Here is a 16,675-nt window from a genome sequence, read left to right as displayed (position 1 = left end):
CGCCCGGGATAGCCGTTGTTCACCAAGCGCCAATGCCGACACTTCGGTCCCGTCTACCGCAGCGCGAGCACCGCCTGATGACCCAGGTGATCCGACGCCCACCGGCCGTCGGGGGTCTGTCGCTCGGTGCCGAAGACCTCGCTCGCCACCGGGGCGACCGCGCCCCGGACCATGACCATGTCGATCCGGTGCTCGACGTCGTCGGCCGGCTCGGTCAGATCGTCGCCCAGCCCCGCGGTGTATCCAGGGTCGCCGGGGTGCAGAATCGGCCAGGTGTCGACCAGTCCGCCGGCCACCAGGGTGAAATACGCGAGCCGGTTGTTCGGATCGGGCAGCTCGGGACCGGTGTTGAGATCCCCGACGAGGATCACCCTCCCGGGTACGTTCAGCGGGCCCCGGAGCAGCTCCTGCGCCTGCAGCACCCGGACGCCGGGGTGGAACGCCTCCAGGTGGGTGTTGACGAACCGGAACGCCCGGTTGCCCAGCACCGCGTCCACGGCCGTCCAGCCGCGCGTGCTGGTGGCGGTGCCACCCGTGGCCGGAAGCGGGAACACCAGGTTCTGGACGAAGTTCCCCGACGACGTGTCGGTCACCTTCACCCGGCCGCCGTGCCGCACCAGGACGACGTCGCGCATGGTGAGCCGGACGTCCACGTTGTACGGCGCGCCGGCCGGGGCTTCCAGATCCGCCTCGTCCTGCACCACGGCGACGTCGTACGGGTGGCCGGAGCCGGCCAGTTCGGCCATCAGCAGCGCCAGGTAGTCGTACCGGACCTCGGTGGCCGGGGCCGGGTCGCCCATCCGTCCGGTGCGCCAGAGCGCCACCTCCTGCAGGCCGACCAGGTCCGGCTTGCGTTCGCGGATCTCCTCGGCGAACAGCGCGGCCCGGGCGGGAAAGTCGACCAGGTCCACGTGCCGGAGCAGGGCCGAGTTCGCGGCCAGGAACGCCGGCAGCGTCGGCGCCCCGATCGACGGCGTGAGGTCCCCGCCCAGGTAGAGGTTGCGGGTCAGCACGTCGACCTTGGGCCCGGCCTCCGCGTGCGCGGGTGGGGCGACCAGCCCCAGGGTGGCCGCCACGACGGCGGCCGCGGCGACCAGCCGGGTCAGGCGTCGACGGTGCGAGGGGATCCTGCCGTCCATGAATCTGTCCTCTCCGGCCGGGTGTCCGCGTCGGTGCGAATGCTCCGTACGCTAACGCCGGCAGGACCATCGTGGACACCGCCGTTCGGGCGACCTCCCCTGGCCGGGGCGGGTCAGGCCTGGGGCCCGGCGATGTTGACCATCCAGCCGATGCCGAACCGGTCCACGCACATGCCGAACTCGTCGCCCCACATCTGCTTCTCGAGTGGCATCGAGACGGTGCCACTCTCCGAGAGCTGCTTCCAGTAGCCACGCAGCTCGTCGGCGTCGTCCCCGCTGAGGCTGATCGCGATGTTGTTGCCCGGCTGGTATTCCATCTCCGGCGGGGTGTCGGAGGCCATCAGCGTGAAGCCGCGGTCGGTCTCCAACATGGCGTGCATGACCTTGTCGGCCACGGCCGGATCCGGGTTGCCGAACTCGCCGAACGTGCTCAGCGTCAGGTTGCCGCCGAACACGTTCTGGTAGAACTCCATGGCCTGCCGCGCGCTGTCGCGGAAGCTGAGGTACGGGTTGAGCCGAGACGCCATGAGGCCCTCCTTCGTCGTCTTTGACGAGGGTCATCGTCGCAGCCCCGGATGACATGGACAACGACGTACGACGGGCGAGTCGCGCGCCGCACGAGCTGGCGGTGGAGGTGGCGCCGTTGCCACCTCCACCGCTTCCCCGCCGGTACGTCGTCAGTTCTGCTGGAACGACTGACGCACCACACCACCCACCAGGGCACACCAGGTGGTGGTGCTGACCTTTCCGTTCGCGTCGAGACCGTGCAGCTCCTGGAGGTCCTTCAGGGCCTTCTTGGTCACGTAGTCGTACTCGCCGGTGATCGCGACCTCGGCGTAGCCCTTGGAGTTCAGCATGAACTGCAGCGCGCTGACCGGGATGCCGGTGGCGTCCTTGTCCAGCTCCGGCGCGAGGGTCTCCCAGGTCGGCGCGGTGAGCGTGGCGTCGATGTCGACCGGGATGCCGTTGCGGGCCTGCCAGTCCTGCACGGCGGCGACGGTGGCGGCGTCGAAGACGCCGGTGACCGGCACGGTGTAGCCGCGGAAGGTGAGCAGGTACTGCGCGACGCGGACGACCGGGCCGCCGACGAAGCGCCAGATGTCCGGCCAGCGGCGGGCCGGCACGTCGGCCAGGTCGGTGCCGAGCTTGGCGAAGACCCGCCGGCGCAGGGCGGGGAACTCCCGGTAGAACATCGCGCCCGGGCACTGGGTGGCCCGGAAGTCCCAGTGGCCGAAGATGTCGTGGGCGTGCAGGCCGTACTGCTGGCAGACGGTGGTGCAGAGCTTGACCAGCGAGTCGAGCAGCTCGTGCGGCGGCGTCTCGGTGACGTAGGTGCCCTCGTTCTCGATGCCGATGGCCCGGCCGTTCTCGCCCGGGCAGTGCGCCGAGATCATCTGCCGGTCGCCGGCCTGGAGCCGCTCCAGGCTGCCGTGCCGGCCCTCGAGGACGTGACCGCCGCGGCTGACCGTGAAGTGCTGCCCGGTGTCCGACCAGTGGTTGACGTCCAGGTGCAGGTCCTGGCAGTCGCGGGCGAGCTGCTTGGCGTGTTCCTCGGAGTAGTCGGTGCTGTTCGGGAACGCCATGTGGTGCACGATGATCTTGTTGGTGGCGATCGCGCTGATCGACAGCGGGTCCGCCGGCGGGCGGGCTCCCCACTCGTCACAGCTGATGATCCAGTCGAGGTCCGCGCCCGGCGCGGCCTGAGCCGCCGCCGGGAAGGCGAGTTCGCTGCCGACGACCGCGACCGCGGCGGCGCCGAGGCCGGCCCGCAGCAGCGTGCGGCGGTCCAGCTCAGGGTGGTTGAAGTGCATGTCGTCTCCTTCGCGGCGGCGAGGATCGGCGAGTGAAAAGGAACTTCAGACGCCGCGCGTGAGACGGAGGATATTGCCATCGATGCGGGAAGGTCCAGGGGGGACGGCGAGAAGAATCGTCGTGTCCGCCCGCCACCCGCCCAGCTGAGAGGGGCGAATGCGTGCCGGTGTGGTCAACTCGGACGGTGGCGGATGACGTCACCGAGCCCGCCGGAAAGACGAAGGGGCCGAACTTCGGCATTCGGGGTGCACATCGTGGCCGGACCGGGATGCTGCACGTATGCGAGACGTAGCTGATGTGCCGATCGTGGGCGGACCGGCCGACGGACGCACCGCCACGGTCGAACTCGACGAGCACGGGGAACCGCCGGCCGAGCTGCATCCGGGCGAAATCGACGTCGTGGGTGACGGCCTGTACGTGTGCCAACCGGTCACCGGCTCCGGGCCGCCCTGGTCCTACCAGTGGCAGCCGGCGACCTCGTGACCGCGGGGCCTAGCGGCCGTTCTCGAGGAGTTGCTTGAGGTTCTGGTAGCTGGTCGGCGCCGCCTGCCGCGCCTGCCGGCGTACCAGCGGGACCAGCGCCACGCCGAGCCCGTGGGCCGCGAAGTCGAGTGTGAACGTCACTCGGGATCTGGTGCCGTCCCCGATCGGCTCCACGCTGACCGTGGCGTGCGGACGGATGGGCCCGTCGGTGCCCCGGGCGCCCCAGCGGTGCGGCGGATCGTTGTGGGTGATCTGCTGCGTCATCGTGCGCTCGGCACCCCTGATCCTCCGGGTCGTGGTGAACCGTGAGCCGTCGAGAAGGCGCACCCGCACCACATCGTGCTGCCACTCGGCGAAACGCGAAGGATCGGTGGCGTAGGCGAAGACCTCGTCCGGCGGACGCGCGATCTCGATCGTGGAAACCAGTGGTGCCATCGCTCCTCCTTGTTACCAGTGGGTGCTCGTACCCGTCAGTGGTAAGACGGAGGACGCGGCGGAAGGGTAACGGTGGAGGATTTCGAGGCGCACCGAGGTCACCTGCGGGCGGTGGCCTACCGCATGCTCGGCTCGCGAAGCGAAGCCGACGACGCGGTCCAGGAGGCGTGGGTGCGGACGGCCCGGTCGGACACCAGCGAAGTCCAGAATGCCCGTGCTTGGCTCACCACCGTGGTGGCACGCGTGTGCCTGGACATGCTGCGGTCGCGTACGGGGCGTCGGGAGGTTCCCCTCGCCGCACCGTGCCCCGTCGACGGCCCGGACCCGGAGCAGGAGGCGGTGCTGGCCGACTCGGTCGGGCTCGCGCTGCTGGTGGTGCTGGACACGCTGACGCCCGCGGAGCGAATGGCGTTCGTGCTGCACGACATCTTCGCCGTGCCCTACCGCGAGATCGCACCGATCGTCGGGCGCTCGACCGACGCGACGAAGATGCTCGCCAGTCGCGCCCGTCACCGGGTGCGGGCCGCCGAGATGCCCGACAGCGATCCAGCCCGGCAGCGGAAGGCCGTCGATGCCTTCCTCGTCGCCTCGCGCGACGGCGACTTCGCGGCGCTGCTCAACCTGCTTCACCCTGAGGTCAGCGTCAGCGCCGACGGCTTCGCGGCGCCCTCCCGGAGCCCGATACGGCTGCGCGGCGCCCGTGCCGTCGCCCGACAGGCGCTGTTCTTCTCGCACCGGGCCGAGCATGCCCAGGTCGGGCTCGTCGACGGCGTCCCGGCGCTCCTGGTGAAACGCCATGGACGTCTCGTCACGGTGATGACCTTCGAGATCAGCCACGACAAGATCACGGCGATCGAGGTGATCGCCGAGCCGCAGCGCCTGGGCCGGCTCTCCGTCGAAGCAGGTTGAGCGTGGTTGGAAACGTTTTCGTAACGAGCCCTTGACCTGACCGTCGGCTCAGGCGCAGACTCCCGGAAACGTTTACAGCAATGAGGTGGAGGTGCCAGGGCGTGGGTCGTAAACGTTTACAGGAGTCGGCCGACGGCCGGCCGACGGTGCACACCGTCGCCGCCCGGGCCGGCGTCTCGATCGCCTCCGCCTCCCGCGTGCTCAACGGCGTCGGGGGCAGCCCCGAGACCATCCGCAAGGTCCGCGCGGCGGCGGCCGAGGTCGGCTACGTCCCCAACGCCATCGCCCGCTCGCTCCAGTCGCAGCGCACCGGCCTCGTGGCCCTCGCCGTCGAGGACATCGGCAACCCGGTGTACGTCGAGATGATGCGCGCCATCGAGTCGGTGGTCGCCGCCTCCGGCCGGCAGCTGCTGGTGCACGCCACCGCCGGTCAGGTCGCCAAGGAGACGGCGCTGCTGCGCCGGCTGGCCCACCGCTACGTCGACGGGATGATCGTCTCGCCGATCCGGGTCACCGACGACCACCTGGCCGCGCTGGTCGACAGCCCGGTGCCGGTGGTGGTCGTCGGTCAGCTCGGCGCGGACGCCCCGGTCGACAACGTCCGCACCGACTCGCGCACCGGCGTGGGGCTGGCGGTCGACCATTTGGTCGCCGCCGGACGCCGGCGGATCGGCTTCGTCAACGGCCCGCTCGACACCGTCCCCGGCGCCGCCCGTGACGCCGGCTTCCGGACCGCCCTCGCCGGTCACGGCATCGAGCTCGACGAACGGCTCGTCGAGGTCGGCGACTTCCAGTACGCCGCCGGCCGCGCCGCCGCCGAACGACTGCTCGCCCGGGCCCGCCCCGACGCACTGGTCTGCGCCAACGACCTGATCGCCGTCGGGGCGCTGCACGCCCTGCTCGCCGCCGGTCGCCGGGTCCCCGAGGACGTCGCGCTGGTCGGCATGGACGACACCGAGCTGGCCCGGATGATGTTCCCGCAGCTCTCCAGCGTCTCCCTCGGCTCGGCCGAACGTGGACGACGCGCCGCCGAGCTGCTCCTGCAACGGATCACCGACCCGGCCCTGCCGCCCCGCCGCGAGCAGGTCGCCCCCCACCTCGCCGTCCGCGCCTCCAGCGCCGCACCGCGCCCCGTGCTCGCGCCGTTCCGGCGAGCCGATGCCCGGACGGCGGAAGGAGCCCTGCCGCTCGTGCCCGGCCAACCGGACCAGGAGCCGACGGCGCCGAAGCCACCCGCACCGCGTACCCCGGAGGTGACCGCATGACCACCGTGGCCGAACGGCCGGACGTCGCGCGCGCCGAGGGTCCGCGCGCCGCCCGGTCCCGCTCCGACCGGATGGGCATCTACCTGCTGCTCCTGCCGTCGCTGCTGCCCATCGTGGTGCTCTCGGTGTTCCCGCTGCTGCGCGGCATCTACCTGGGCTTCACCGACGCCCGCGCCGGCCGCAACGTCGAGGTCAGCTTCACCGGGCTGGCCAACTACCGGGAGCTGCTCGGCGACGAGCTGTTCTGGAACTCGTTCAAGATCGGCCTGCTCTGGGCGGTCGGGGTGACCGTGCTGCAATTCGTGCTCGCCCTCGGGCTGGCCCTGCTGCTCAACCAGCAGCTGCGCTTCCGGGGCGCGGCCCGGGTGCTCGCCGTGGTGCCCTGGGCGATGCCGCCGGTGGTGGTCGGCATCCTGTGGAAGCTGGTCTACCACCCCGACGCCGGCCTGCTCAACGAGTTCTTCCACCGGGTCGGCGCGGACGGGTTGCGCACCAACTGGCTCGGCGACTTCAGCACCGCGCTGCCCGCGGTGATCATCGTGGGCGTCTGGGCCGGCATGCCGCAGACCACCGTTGTACTGCTGGCGGGGTTGCAGGGCGTGCCGCGCGAGCTGCACGAGGCGGCCGCGGTGGACGGCGCCGGCACCTGGCACCGGTTCCGCAACGTCACGCTGCCCGCCCTCGCGCCGGTGATCGTCGCGATCACCTCGCTGGACTTCATCTGGAACTTCAACTCGTTCGGCCTGGTCTACGTGCTGACCGCGGGCGGGCCGGGCGGCAAGACCATGCTGCCGATGCTCTTCGCCTACGAGGAGGCGTTCCGCTACGGCAACTACGGCTACGCCGCCGCGCTCGGCAACGCCATGGTCTTGATCATCGTCGCGCTGCTCGCGGTCTACCTGCGGCGCCGACTCCGGGAGGCGAACTGACATGTTCGGAAAGCCGAGCCGCACCGGGCGCACGTTGCAGTACGTCGCCCTGACCGGCTACCTGATCTTCCTCGGGTTCCCGCTGGTCTGGCTGGTCTCCACCGCGTTCAAGCCGCCCCGGGAACTGGTCCAGCTGCACCCCACGCTGATCCCCGCCAACCCGACCGTGCAGAACTTCGTGCAGGCCTTCACCGAGCAGGAACTCGGCCGGGCCGCGCTGAACAGCCTCCAGGTGTCGCTCGCCTCGGCGGTGCTCACCGTGCTGGTCGCGCTGCCCGCCTCGTACGCCCTGGCCCGGTTCCGCACGAAGCTCGGCACCGCGGCGCTCGGCTGGGTGCTGCTGTCGCAGCTGTTCCCGTTCGTGCTGCTGATCATCCCGATCTTCCTGATCCTGCGCGAGGTCGGGCTGGCCAACACCCACGCCGGGCTGGTGCTGATCTACGTGGTCTGGGCGCTGCCGTTCGCGCTCTGGATGCTCCAGGGCTTCGTCCGCAACATCCCGCGCGAGCTGGAGGAGGCGGCCAGCGTCGACGGGGCCAGCCGGCTGCAGATCCTGCGCCGGGTGGTCTTCCCGCTGCTCGCGCCCGGGATCGTCGCCACCGCGCTGTTCTCGTTCATCTCCGCCTGGAACGAGTTCTTCTTCGCCCTGGTGCTGCTCAAGACCCCGGACCTGGCCACCCTGCCGGTCACCCTGGCCCGGTTCGTCGGGATCGAGGGCACCGCTCGGCTCGGTCCCCTCGCGGCCGGATCCCTGCTCGCCACCCTGCCCAGTCTGATCTTCTTCGCTTTCATGCAACGCCGGCTCTCCTCCGGCTCGCTCGCCGGCGCCGTCAAGGGCTGACGAGCGCACCACATCCCCCACCCACCACCAAGGAGGTAACCCCCATGCTCCGTAGCAGATTCCGTCGACTCGCCGCGGCCGCCGCGGTCGCGGTCGTCGGCCTCGGCGCCCTCACCGCGTGCGGTGACGGCGGCGGGACGGACGAGGCGTCGTCCGGCCCGGTCAAGCTGCGCTTCCTCAGCCTGGCCTGGCAGAAGGAGTCGCTGCAGGCCAACAAGGACCTGGTCGCCAAGTGGAACAGCGAGCACCCGGACATCCAGGTCGAGTACGTCCAGGGTGACTGGAACTCCGTCCACGACCAGCTGCTCACCTCGTTCGAGGGCGGCGACGCCGCCGACATCGTGCACTACGAGGCCTCCGCCATCGGCGAGTTCAGCAAGCAGGGCTACCTGGCCGACGTCTCCAAGCTGCTCAGCGACGACTTCAAGGGCCAGATCGACCCGGGCGTCTGGGACACCGCCACCTTCGAGGGCAAGGTCACCGGCGTGCCGTTCCTGCTCGAGTCGCAGGTCGTCATCGCCAACAAGAAGCTGCTCGACGCCGCCGGCGTCGCCGTGCCACCGGCCGACGGCGGCTGGACCTGGGACGAGTTCCAGGCCAACGCGCAGAAGCTCACCAAGCCCGGCCAGTACGGCGTGGCCTGGGCGCTGAAGTCGCCCACCAACCGGGTGATGAACCTGGCGCTGAACTACGACGGCAAGTTCTTCTACCCCGACGGCGGCAAGACCGAGGTCAAGGTCGGCGACGCGGAGAGGGAGGTGCCGAAGCGGATCCACGACATGCTCTACGCCACCAAGTCGGCCTCCCCGGAGGCGCTCGGCATGAGCGGCGCGGACACCCTGCCCGGCTTCTTCGGCGGCAAGTACGCGATGCTGCCCGGCTCGGTGTCGCTGCGTCAGCAGATGGTCGAGCAGGCCCCCGCCGGCTTCGACTGGGTCACCCTCCCGCCGATCAAGGGGCTGTCGACCAAGCAGGCCGCCAACCCGCAGACGCTGTCCGTCTCGGCGGACAGCAAGCACCAGAAGCAGGCCGCGCAGTTCATCGAGTGGTTCCTCAACCCGACCAACATGGCCACCCTCGCCAAGGGTGACTGGCTGGTGCCGACCGGCAAGCAGGCCAACGCGGAGCTGGTCAAGGCCACCAGCGGCAAGCAGGGCTGGGACGTCGCCGCGGACAGCGCCGCCGACCTGACCGTCGCCCCGTTCCAGAAGGTCGACGGCTACCCGGAGTGGAAGACCAAGTACGCCACCCCGGCCCTTCAGCAGTACTTCGCCAACAAGATCACCCTGGACCAGCTCGGCACGCAGCTGGTCGACGGTGGCAAGCAGGTTCTGAGGTAACCATGTCACTCTTGCTCGACACGTCGGTCGGTTGCCTGGTCGGCGCCGCGGTGGGCGACGCCCTCGGCGGTGCCACCGAGACAGCGCTCCCTGAGCAGATCCGCGCCCGCTACGGCGGCTGGGTCGAGGGCGTCGTGCCCCCGTACCACGCCGACTGGGCCACCGCGCGGCCACTCGCGCCGTACCACAAGGGCGACGGGCACATCACCGACGACACGTTGATGACCCACGCCCTGGTCCGGGCGTACGCGGCCAAGCGGGACCACCTCGACGCGTACGACGTGGTGGAACTGCTCGTCCCCGACCTGATCGAGCGGGTGGTGTACATCCCGGACCTGGAGCGGGACGGGGTGACCTTCCACCGGCTGGCCGCGGCCGAACGGTGGCTGGTCACCCGCCTGCACCACGCGCACGCCGACCCCCGCGAGGCCGGCGTGGGCAACATCGTCAACTGCGGCGCCGCCATGTACATGGCCCCGGTCGGCATCGTCAACGCCGGCGACCCGGCCGGGGCGTACGCGGAGGCGGTGGAGATCGCCGGGGCGCACCAGCACAGCTACGGGCGGGAGGCCGCGGCGGTCTTCGCCGCCGCGGTCGCCGCCGCCGCGGCCCCCGGCGCGGGCGTCGACGACGTCCTCGGCGCGGCGCTCGACCTGGCCCGCGACGGCACCCGCGCCGCCATCGACGCGGTGGTCAAGGAGGCCCGGGGGTACGACGACTGGAAGGCCGCCATCCCCGCGCTGCGCGCCGCGGTCGCCCCCTACGACACGGTGGGGGAGGAGTACCGCAGCCCCGGCCTGGGCGCCCGCCGGCCCAGCCGGCTGCACGCCATCGAGGAGCTGCCGGTGGCGCTGGGCATGCTGGTGGTGGCCCAGGGCGACTACCGGTCGGCGGTGCTCGGCTCGGTCAACTACGGCCGGGACGCCGACTCCACGGCCACCATGGCCGGCGCGATCGCCGGGGCGCTGGGCGGCGTGGCGGCGGTGCCCCCCGAGTGGTCCACGGTGGTGGCCGAGGCGTCCCGCACCGACCTGGTCGAGCCGGCGCGGGTACTCGCCGCGGTCGCCACCGAGGTCTTCGACCGGGACCGGCAGCGCTTCGCCCGGCGCGCCGAGCGCTTCGGCGGCCTGGCATGACCGCTGCGGGTGTCCCGGCCACCGGCACCGCGCCGGCCGCCGGGGCGGGCGGCCCTGCCTCCCGTCCCGGCGCGGCGGGCGGGCTGCGACTGACCTGGGTGCAGCCGGAGGACCTGCTGCCGCACGAGCTGGCGGCCAGCCGGGACGAGGGCCGCGACGTGACCGCCCTCGCCGACCGCTGGACGGCGGCCGGCGGCGACGCCACCGCCCCGGTCAGCGGGGCCTCGGCCGTGCCCGCGTCGCCCGAGCTGCGCGCCCTGGCCGTCGACCTGCTCGACGCCGCCGACGCGCTGCCCGGCCCCGACACGGCCGACGAGCCCGACGACCTCGACGCCGTCCGGGCGACCTGGCCGACGGCCTGGCACCTGCCGACCACCGCCACCCGGGACCGGCTGCACGGGGCCTGGCTCGGCCGGGCCGTCGGCTGCCTGCTCGGCAAGCCGGTGGAGAAGATCCCCCGACCCGGGATCCGGGAGATCCTCACCGCCACCGGCCGGTGGCCGCTGCGCGGGTACTTCACCGCCGAGGGGCTGCCGGCCGAGGTGGCCGCCCGCTGGCCGTGGAACCGGCGCAGCGCCCCCACCAGCCTGGCCGAGAACATCGCCGGCATGCCCGAGGACGACGACCTCAACTTCGCGCTGCTGGCCCTGCGGATCCTGGAGACCCACGGCCCGGACTTCACGAGCGCCGACGTGGCCCAGGCCTGGCTGGACTGGCTGCCCGCCGGGCGGGTCTTCACCGCGGAGCGGGTCGCCTACCGCAACCTGCTGCTCGGCCACGCCCCGCCGCAGACCGCCCGCCGACACAACCCGTTCCGGGAGTGGATCGGCGCTCAGATCCGCACCGACGTGTACGGCTGGACCAACCCCGGCCGCCCCGACCAGGCCGCCGAGGCGGCCTGGCGGGACGCCGCCGTCAGCCACGTCCGGGCCGGGGCGTACGGGGCGATCTGGGTGGCCGCGCTCGCCGCGGCGGCGCCGGTCGCCGGGAGCATCGACGAGGTGCTGGACGCGGGCGAGTCGGTGCTGCCGCCGGGCAGCAGGTTCACCGCCGCCGTCCGGGAGGCGCGCGCCCTCGGCGCCGGCACCGACGACTGGGAGAGCATCGTGGACACCCTCTACCAGCGGCACGGCCACCTGCACTGGGTGCACGTGCGCAACAACGCCGCGCTGGTCGCGGCGGCGCTCGCGTACGGGCGCGGCGACCTGGAGCGGTCCATCTGCGCCGTGGTCAGCGGCGGCTGGGACACCGACTCGACCGGCGCGACGGTCGGCGCGGTCACCGGGGCGCTGACCGGCGCGTCCGGGCTGCCGGCGCGCTGGGTCGCCCCGCTGCGCAACCGGCTGGCCAGCAGCATCGCCGGTTTCGACGGGATCGGCTTCGACGCCCTCGCCGACCGTACCCTCGCCCTGGCCGACGCCCGGGTGCCGGCGGACGGGGGCGCGGCGTGAGCGCCCGGGTGATCGTGGTCGGCAGCGCCAACCTGGACCTGGTGGTGACCACGCCGCAGCTGCCCAGGCCCGGTGAGACGGTGCTCGGCGGCGACTTCCGCACCGTGCCTGGAGGCAAGGGCGCCAACCAGGCGGTGGCCGCCGCCCGGGCCGGAGCGGACTGCGACTTCGTCGGCGCCGTCGGCACCGACGACTTTGGCATGCTGCTGAGTGACAACCTGATCGCCGCCGGCATCGACGTACGGGGCCTGCGCACCGTCGACGGGCCGTCCGGCGTCGCGCTGATCGCCGTCGACGGCGCGGCCGAGAACTTCATCGTCGTCGCCCCCGGCGCCAACGCCGCCCTCACCACGCTGGACGCCGCCGACCGGACGGCGGTGGCCGGCGCCGACGTGCTGCTGCTCCAGCTGGAGGTGCCGCTCGCGGCGGTCCGGCAGGCCGCGGAGTGGGCCCGCGCCGACGGCACCACGGTGGTGCTCAACGCCGCCCCGGCCCGGCCGCTGCCGGCCGAGCTGCTCGACCTGGTCGACGTGCTGGTGGTCAACGAACACGAGGCGGCGGTCGTCGGCGGGGTCTTCACCGAGGAGCCCGGCGCGCTGCTCGACGCGCTCGTGACCCTGGTGCCCCGGGTGGTGCTGACCCTGGGCGCGCGCGGCGCCGCGTACGCCGACCGGGCCGGGACCCGGATCGAGGTCCCGGCCCCGAAGGTCGACGCGGTGGACACCACCGCGGCCGGTGACGCGTTCACCGGCGCGCTCGCCGTCGCCCTCGCCGAACGCGGCGGCACCCTCACCGCCGGCACGGCGACGGCGGTGCTGCGCTGGGCGTGTGCCGCCGGTGCGGCCTGCGCGCAGCGCCCCGGCGCGTCCACCGCCCTGCCCTCGCGGGCCGCGATCGACGCCCTGTACGCCGTGACCTACGGAGATGCCGCGTGAGCTTCAATCCCTACGTGCCGCGGCCGATCGACCGGCCGACCGACGTGCCGCTCGGCTCGCACGCCGACCTGACCACCCTCGACGAGGCGAAGATCTTCGCCGCCCCGGACGACCCGGCGGACTGGCCCGCCTGGCGGGAGCAGCTCGCCCGGTGGCGGGCCGACGCCCTGGCCCGCCTCGCCTACACCGGCAGCCACTACGACGAGATCACCGGCGACTGCTTCTCCGTCTGCCTCGCCTGGCTGTGGGACGAGACCCTCTACAACCACGAGCGGGGCGTCTTCACCGTCGAGGCGTTCCTCGACGCCGCCCGGCGCGACTTCGGCGGCTTCGACGGGGTGGTGCTGTGGCACGCGTACCCGGTGATCGGGCTGGACGACCGCAACCAGTTCGACTGGTACCGGGACGTGCCCGAGCTGCCCGAGGTGGTGCGCGCGTTCCAGGCGCACGGCGTCCGGGTGTTCGTCGACTACAACCCCTGGGACACCGGCACCAGGCGGGAACCCGGCACCGACGCCGAGGAGGTGGCCGCGCTGGCCGCCGGCCTCGGCGTGGACGGGGTCTTCCTGGACACCCTCAAGGAGGGCGCCGGCGAGCTGCGCAAGGCCCTCGACGCCGTACGCCCCGGCCTGGTCCTAGAGGGGGAGAGCCGGGTGCCGCTGGCCCGCGTCGAGGACCACGCGATGTCCTGGGCGCAGTGGTTCGCCGACTCGACGGTGCCCGGGGTGCTGCGCGCCAAGTGGTTCGAGCGGCGGCACATCCTGCACCACACCCGCCGCTGGCACCGCAGCCACCTCGACGAGCTGCACTCCGCCTGGCTCAACGGCTGCGGGGTCCTGGTCTGGGAGAGCGTCTTCGGCGTCTGGGTCGGCTGGAACGACCGGGACAAGGCCGTGCTGCGGGCCATGCGCCGGGTGCAGGCCAGCCACGCCGCCTGGCTGGGCGCCGAGGACTGGGTGCCGCTCGCCGACCGCGCCGGCTCCGGGCCGGTGTACGCGTCCCGCTGGACGTACGACGGCGAACCACTGTGGACGGTGGTCAACCGGGGCGACGACCACGACGGGCCGTGGCTGCTCACCGAGCCGCGCCCGGGCCGGCGCTTCGTCGACCTGATCACGGGCGCGGAGTTGACCGTCACCGAGACCGGCGACGGCCGGGTCACCGCCGGCGGCCCGCTCCCGGCCGGCGGGATCGCCGCCGTGGTCGCCGCCGACACACCCGTCGTCCGGCACGAGTCGCCGGCCGGCGATCCGTCCTTCCCGGCCCGGGTCGCGGTGCGGGCCCGCACCCCGTGGGCGCCCCTCGCCGCCCTGCCCGACGGCATGGTCACCGTCGATGGCGGCCGGCACGACCTGCTCGTCCGCCACCGGGTCCGGGAGACCGGGCTGTACGGGGAGGCGCCCTACGTCGACGAGTGGAAGCCGCTGCCGCCCCGGCTGCACCACACCGGCACCCTGCGCCGCCCGGTCCGGCTCGGCCGCTTCGCCATCGACACGCGCGAGGTCACCCACGGCCAGTACGCGCGGTTCCTCGCCGCCACCGGCTACCGACCCGTCCGACCGGAACGGTTCACCGCCGGCCGGGGACCGGCCGACGCCCCGGTCACCGGCGTGGACCTCGCCGACGCCCGCGCGTACGCCGACTGGGCCGGGCTGCGGCTGCCCACCGAGGACGAGTGGCAGGTCGCCGCCGAGGCGGGGCTGCTCAGCCGGCGGGAACCCCTCGTGTGGAACCTGACCGAGAGCGAACACTCCGACGGGCGGACCCGCTTCGTGATCCTCAAGGGCGGGTGCGCGTACCGGGCGGAGGGTTGCGACTGGTACCTCGACGGCGGCCCGCAGCCGCCCGACGTGTCGGTGAAGCTCCTGCTCACCGGGGCGGGACTGACCCGCTCCGACTCGATCGGCTTCCGCTGCGCCGCCGACCTGCCCGGGGACGACCGATGAGCGGGCCGCTGCACGGGGTCAAGGTCGTCGACCTGGCCACCCTCTTCGCCGGTCCGCTCGCCGCCGCGTTCCTCGGCGACTTCGGCGCCGACGTGGTCAAGGTGGAGCACCCGGCCAAGCCCGACCCGTCGCGCGGCCACGGCCCGGCCAGGGACGGTGTCGGCCTGTGGTGGAAGGTGCTCGGCCGCAACAAGCGGACCGTCACCTGCAACCTCTCCGACCCGCAGGGTGCGGAGCTGCTGCGCCGGTTGATCGCCGACGCGGACGTGCTGGTGGAGAACTTCCGCCCGGGCACCCTGGAACGCTGGGGGCTCGGCCCGGACGAGCTGCACGCGGTCAACCCGCGACTGGTCATCGCCCGGATCAGCGGGTTCGGTCAGCTCGGCCCGTACGCGTCCCGACCCGGGTTCGGCACCCTCGCCGAGGCGATGAGCGGCTTCGCCGCCGCCACCGGTGAACCCGACGGGCCGCCCACCCTGCCCCCGTTCGGGCTCGCCGACTCGGTCACCGCGCTCGCCGCCGCGTACGCGGTCATGCTGGCCCTGCGCGGCCGCGACCTCACCGGCCGGGGCCAGGTGGTCGACCTGGCCATCATCGAACCGATCATGGCGATGCTCGGCCCGCAGATCACCTGGTACGACCAGCTCGGCTACGTCCAGCCCCGGCTGGGCAACCGGTCCAACAACAACGCCCCGCGCAACACCTACCGGTGCGCGGACGGGCGGTGGGTGGCGGTCTCGACCAGCGCGCAGAGCATCGCCGAGCGGGTGCTGCGACTGGTCGGCCGCCCCGAGCTGATCGACGAACCGTGGTTCGCCACGGGCAGCGGCCGGGCCGCGCACGCCGACGAACTCGACGCCGCCGTCGGCGCGTGGGTGGCGAACCGCGACCGGGACGAGGTCGTCGCCGCGTTCGAGGCCGCGCAGGCCGCCGTCGCTCCCGTCTACGACGTCCGCGACATCCTCGCCGACCCGCAGTATGCGGCGTTGGGCACCGTCGTCACCGTCCCCGACGAGGACCTCGGCGAGGTACGCATGCAGAACGTGCCGTTCCGGATGTCCGCCAGCCCCGGGGAGATCCGGCACGCCGGTCGGGGGCACGGCCAGGACACCGACGAGGTGTTCCGGGCGCTCGGCGTCACCGACGACGAGTTGGCCGCGCTGCGCGAGCGCGGGGTGATCTGATGCTGCTCACCTGGCTCTACGTGCCCGGCGACCGGCCGGACCGGTTCGCCAAGGCCGTCGCCTCGGGCGCCGACGCGGTGATCCTCGACCTGGAGGACGCCGTGGTGGCCGGGCGCAAGGCGTACGCCCGGGAGGCGGTCGCCGAGTTCCTCAGCGAGCCGCAGGCGGTGCCCGTGCAGGTCCGCGTCAACGAGCTGGCCGGCCCGGACGTGGACGGCGACCTGGCCGCGGTCGCCGGCGCGCCCGGGCTGGCCGGGCTGCGGCTGCCCAAGGTGGAGTCCCCGGCGACCGTCGCCGCGCTCGCCGCCCGCGTCGACACCCCGCTGCACCCGCTGATCGAGTCCGCCGTCGGGCTGGAGGCCGCGTACGACATCGCGGGTGCGCACCCGGCGGTGGCCTCGCTCGGGCTCGGCGAGGCCGACCTGCGCTCGGACCTGGGCGTCGCCGACGACGACGGCCTGCTCTGGGCACGCGGCCGCGTCGTGGTCGCGGCCCGCGCGGCCGGCCTGCCGCCGCCCGCCATGTCGGTCTACGCCAACGTCGCCGACCTCGACGTGCTGGCCGCCTCCTGCGCGGCCGGTCGGCGGCTCGGCTTCCTCGGCCGCGCCGCGATCCACCCGCGCCAGCTCCCGGTGATCGCCGAGGCGTTCCGCCCGGCCGAGCGCGAGGTGGCCCGGGCCCGGGAACTCCTCGCCGCGGTCGCCGACGCGCAGGCCCGCGACTCCGGCACGGTGGTGCTGCCCGACGGCCGGTTCGCCGACCGCGCGATGGTGGCCGCCGCCCGCCGCGTCGTCGACCTGGCCGCCCGCTACGCGGCCTGACCCGCCACCACCGAGCCCGAGCAGGTCGACCGTACGCTGACCCCACCGA

Annotated in this window: 16 protein-coding genes; 12 read left to right on the top strand and 4 right to left on the bottom strand. The window is 73.1% G+C overall.

All coding sequences use genetic code 11. The annotated features are described in order from the left end of the window. Nucleotides 1–53: 53 nt before the first annotated feature. From ACFOYX_RS32825 to ACFOYX_RS32815, 3 genes are all read right to left on the bottom strand, one after another. The gene (locus ACFOYX_RS32825; protein ID WP_109803352.1) at nucleotides 54–1,139 is read right to left on the bottom strand and encodes an endonuclease/exonuclease/phosphatase family protein; all 1,086 of its coding nucleotides are present in this window, start codon (nucleotides 1,137–1,139) and stop codon (nucleotides 54–56) included. 113 nt (nucleotides 1,140–1,252) lie between these two features. Further along, complete coding sequence (locus ACFOYX_RS32820) at nucleotides 1,253–1,666, bottom strand: VOC family protein (protein WP_109803353.1); 414 nt, start codon at nucleotides 1,664–1,666, stop codon at nucleotides 1,253–1,255. A 150-nt stretch (nucleotides 1,667–1,816) separates the two neighbouring features. After that, nucleotides 1,817–2,950, bottom strand: coding sequence for an N-acetylmuramoyl-L-alanine amidase (locus ACFOYX_RS32815; protein WP_109803354.1), 1,134 nt, complete (start codon nucleotides 2,948–2,950; stop codon nucleotides 1,817–1,819). 280 nt (nucleotides 2,951–3,230) lie between these two features. Between ACFOYX_RS32815 and ACFOYX_RS32810 the strand changes: the two genes are divergently transcribed. Beyond that, the gene (locus ACFOYX_RS32810; RefSeq protein ID WP_322438660.1) at nucleotides 3,231–3,434 is read left to right on the top strand and encodes a hypothetical protein; all 204 of its coding nucleotides are present in this window, start codon (nucleotides 3,231–3,233) and stop codon (nucleotides 3,432–3,434) included. A gap of 9 nt (nucleotides 3,435–3,443) precedes the next feature. Here ACFOYX_RS32810 and ACFOYX_RS32805 read toward each other — a convergent pair whose 3' ends face one another. Further along, nucleotides 3,444–3,869: an SRPBCC family protein gene (locus ACFOYX_RS32805; RefSeq protein WP_322438659.1), complete on the bottom strand. Its 426-nt coding sequence runs from the start codon at nucleotides 3,867–3,869 to the stop codon at nucleotides 3,444–3,446. Between the two features lie 72 nt (nucleotides 3,870–3,941). Between ACFOYX_RS32805 and ACFOYX_RS32800 the strand changes: the two genes are divergently transcribed. The 11 genes from ACFOYX_RS32800 to ACFOYX_RS32750 all read left to right on the top strand — a co-directional run bounded on the left by ACFOYX_RS32800 (nucleotide 3,942) and on the right by ACFOYX_RS32750 (nucleotide 16,626). Then, entirely contained in the window at nucleotides 3,942–4,778 is an 837-nt protein-coding gene (locus ACFOYX_RS32800; RefSeq protein ID WP_255420219.1) for a sigma-70 family RNA polymerase sigma factor, read from the top strand. 101 nt (nucleotides 4,779–4,879) lie between these two features. Then, entirely contained in the window at nucleotides 4,880–6,043 is a 1,164-nt protein-coding gene (locus ACFOYX_RS32795) for a LacI family DNA-binding transcriptional regulator (protein ID WP_236648143.1), read from the top strand. Next, nucleotides 6,040–6,972, top strand: coding sequence for a carbohydrate ABC transporter permease (locus ACFOYX_RS32790; RefSeq protein ID WP_109803358.1), 933 nt, complete (start codon nucleotides 6,040–6,042; stop codon nucleotides 6,970–6,972). Before ACFOYX_RS32795 ends, ACFOYX_RS32790 begins: the two co-directional genes overlap by 4 nt. Nucleotide 6,973: 1 nt before the next feature. Continuing rightward, on the top strand, nucleotides 6,974–7,813 hold the full coding sequence (locus tag ACFOYX_RS32785; RefSeq protein ID WP_322438658.1) for a carbohydrate ABC transporter permease: 840 nt from the start codon (nucleotides 6,974–6,976) through the stop codon (nucleotides 7,811–7,813). Nucleotides 7,814–7,857: 44 nt separating this feature from the next. After that, the gene (locus ACFOYX_RS32780; RefSeq protein ID WP_109803360.1) at nucleotides 7,858–9,153 is read left to right on the top strand and encodes a sugar ABC transporter substrate-binding protein; all 1,296 of its coding nucleotides are present in this window, start codon (nucleotides 7,858–7,860) and stop codon (nucleotides 9,151–9,153) included. A gap of 2 nt (nucleotides 9,154–9,155) precedes the next feature. Further along, nucleotides 9,156–10,289, top strand: a complete 1,134-nt coding sequence (locus ACFOYX_RS32775; RefSeq protein WP_322438657.1) for an ADP-ribosylglycohydrolase family protein — start codon at nucleotides 9,156–9,158, stop codon at nucleotides 10,287–10,289. Next, a complete protein-coding gene (locus ACFOYX_RS32770; protein ID WP_322438656.1) occupies nucleotides 10,286–11,740 on the top strand; it encodes an ADP-ribosylglycohydrolase family protein in 1,455 nt (484 codons plus the stop codon). The genes ACFOYX_RS32775 and ACFOYX_RS32770 overlap by 4 nt, the downstream gene beginning before the upstream one ends. Then, nucleotides 11,737–12,675 carry a ribokinase gene (locus ACFOYX_RS32765; RefSeq protein ID WP_109803362.1) on the top strand — a complete coding sequence of 313 codons (939 nt, stop codon included), beginning with the start codon at nucleotides 11,737–11,739 and terminating at the stop codon, nucleotides 12,673–12,675. Before ACFOYX_RS32770 ends, ACFOYX_RS32765 begins: the two co-directional genes overlap by 4 nt. Continuing rightward, a complete protein-coding gene (locus tag ACFOYX_RS32760; RefSeq protein WP_322438655.1) occupies nucleotides 12,672–14,621 on the top strand; it encodes an SUMF1/EgtB/PvdO family nonheme iron enzyme in 1,950 nt (649 codons plus the stop codon). The genes ACFOYX_RS32765 and ACFOYX_RS32760 overlap by 4 nt, the downstream gene beginning before the upstream one ends. Beyond that, nucleotides 14,618–15,805: a CoA transferase gene (locus ACFOYX_RS32755; protein WP_322438654.1), complete on the top strand. Its 1,188-nt coding sequence runs from the start codon at nucleotides 14,618–14,620 to the stop codon at nucleotides 15,803–15,805. The genes ACFOYX_RS32760 and ACFOYX_RS32755 overlap by 4 nt, the downstream gene beginning before the upstream one ends. Then, nucleotides 15,805–16,626: a CoA ester lyase gene (locus ACFOYX_RS32750; RefSeq protein ID WP_322438653.1), complete on the top strand. Its 822-nt coding sequence runs from the start codon at nucleotides 15,805–15,807 to the stop codon at nucleotides 16,624–16,626. The genes ACFOYX_RS32755 and ACFOYX_RS32750 overlap by 1 nt, the downstream gene beginning before the upstream one ends. Nucleotides 16,627–16,675: the final 49 nt, after the last annotated feature.

This window comes from Micromonospora sp. GCM10011541 (assembly GCF_042650725.1).
Lineage (GTDB): Bacteria > Actinomycetota > Actinomycetes > Mycobacteriales > Micromonosporaceae > Micromonospora > Micromonospora sicca.
This window is presented reverse-complemented; position numbering and strand designations above follow the sequence as displayed.

Coding starts and splice junctions, on each gene's coding strand:
- ACFOYX_RS32755 (WP_322438654.1), top strand. CDS start 14,618: ATGAGCGGGCCGCTGCACGGGGTCAAGGTCGTCGACCTGGCCACCCTC.
- ACFOYX_RS32790 (WP_109803358.1), top strand. CDS start 6,040: ATGACCACCGTGGCCGAACGGCCGGACGTCGCGCGCGCCGAGGGTCCG.
- ACFOYX_RS32750 (WP_322438653.1), top strand. CDS start 15,805: ATGCTGCTCACCTGGCTCTACGTGCCCGGCGACCGGCCGGACCGGTTC.
- ACFOYX_RS32825 (WP_109803352.1), bottom strand. CDS start 1,139: ATGGACGGCAGGATCCCCTCGCACCGTCGACGCCTGACCCGGCTGGTC.
- ACFOYX_RS32815 (WP_109803354.1), bottom strand. CDS start 2,950: ATGCACTTCAACCACCCTGAGCTGGACCGCCGCACGCTGCTGCGGGCC.
- ACFOYX_RS32775 (WP_322438657.1), top strand. CDS start 9,156: ATGTCACTCTTGCTCGACACGTCGGTCGGTTGCCTGGTCGGCGCCGCG.
- ACFOYX_RS32805 (WP_322438659.1), bottom strand. CDS start 3,869: ATGGCACCACTGGTTTCCACGATCGAGATCGCGCGTCCGCCGGACGAG.
- ACFOYX_RS32785 (WP_322438658.1), top strand. CDS start 6,974: ATGTTCGGAAAGCCGAGCCGCACCGGGCGCACGTTGCAGTACGTCGCC.
- ACFOYX_RS32770 (WP_322438656.1), top strand. CDS start 10,286: ATGACCGCTGCGGGTGTCCCGGCCACCGGCACCGCGCCGGCCGCCGGG.
- ACFOYX_RS32810 (WP_322438660.1), top strand. CDS start 3,231: ATGCGAGACGTAGCTGATGTGCCGATCGTGGGCGGACCGGCCGACGGA.
- ACFOYX_RS32820 (WP_109803353.1), bottom strand. CDS start 1,666: ATGGCGTCTCGGCTCAACCCGTACCTCAGCTTCCGCGACAGCGCGCGG.
- ACFOYX_RS32780 (WP_109803360.1), top strand. CDS start 7,858: ATGCTCCGTAGCAGATTCCGTCGACTCGCCGCGGCCGCCGCGGTCGCG.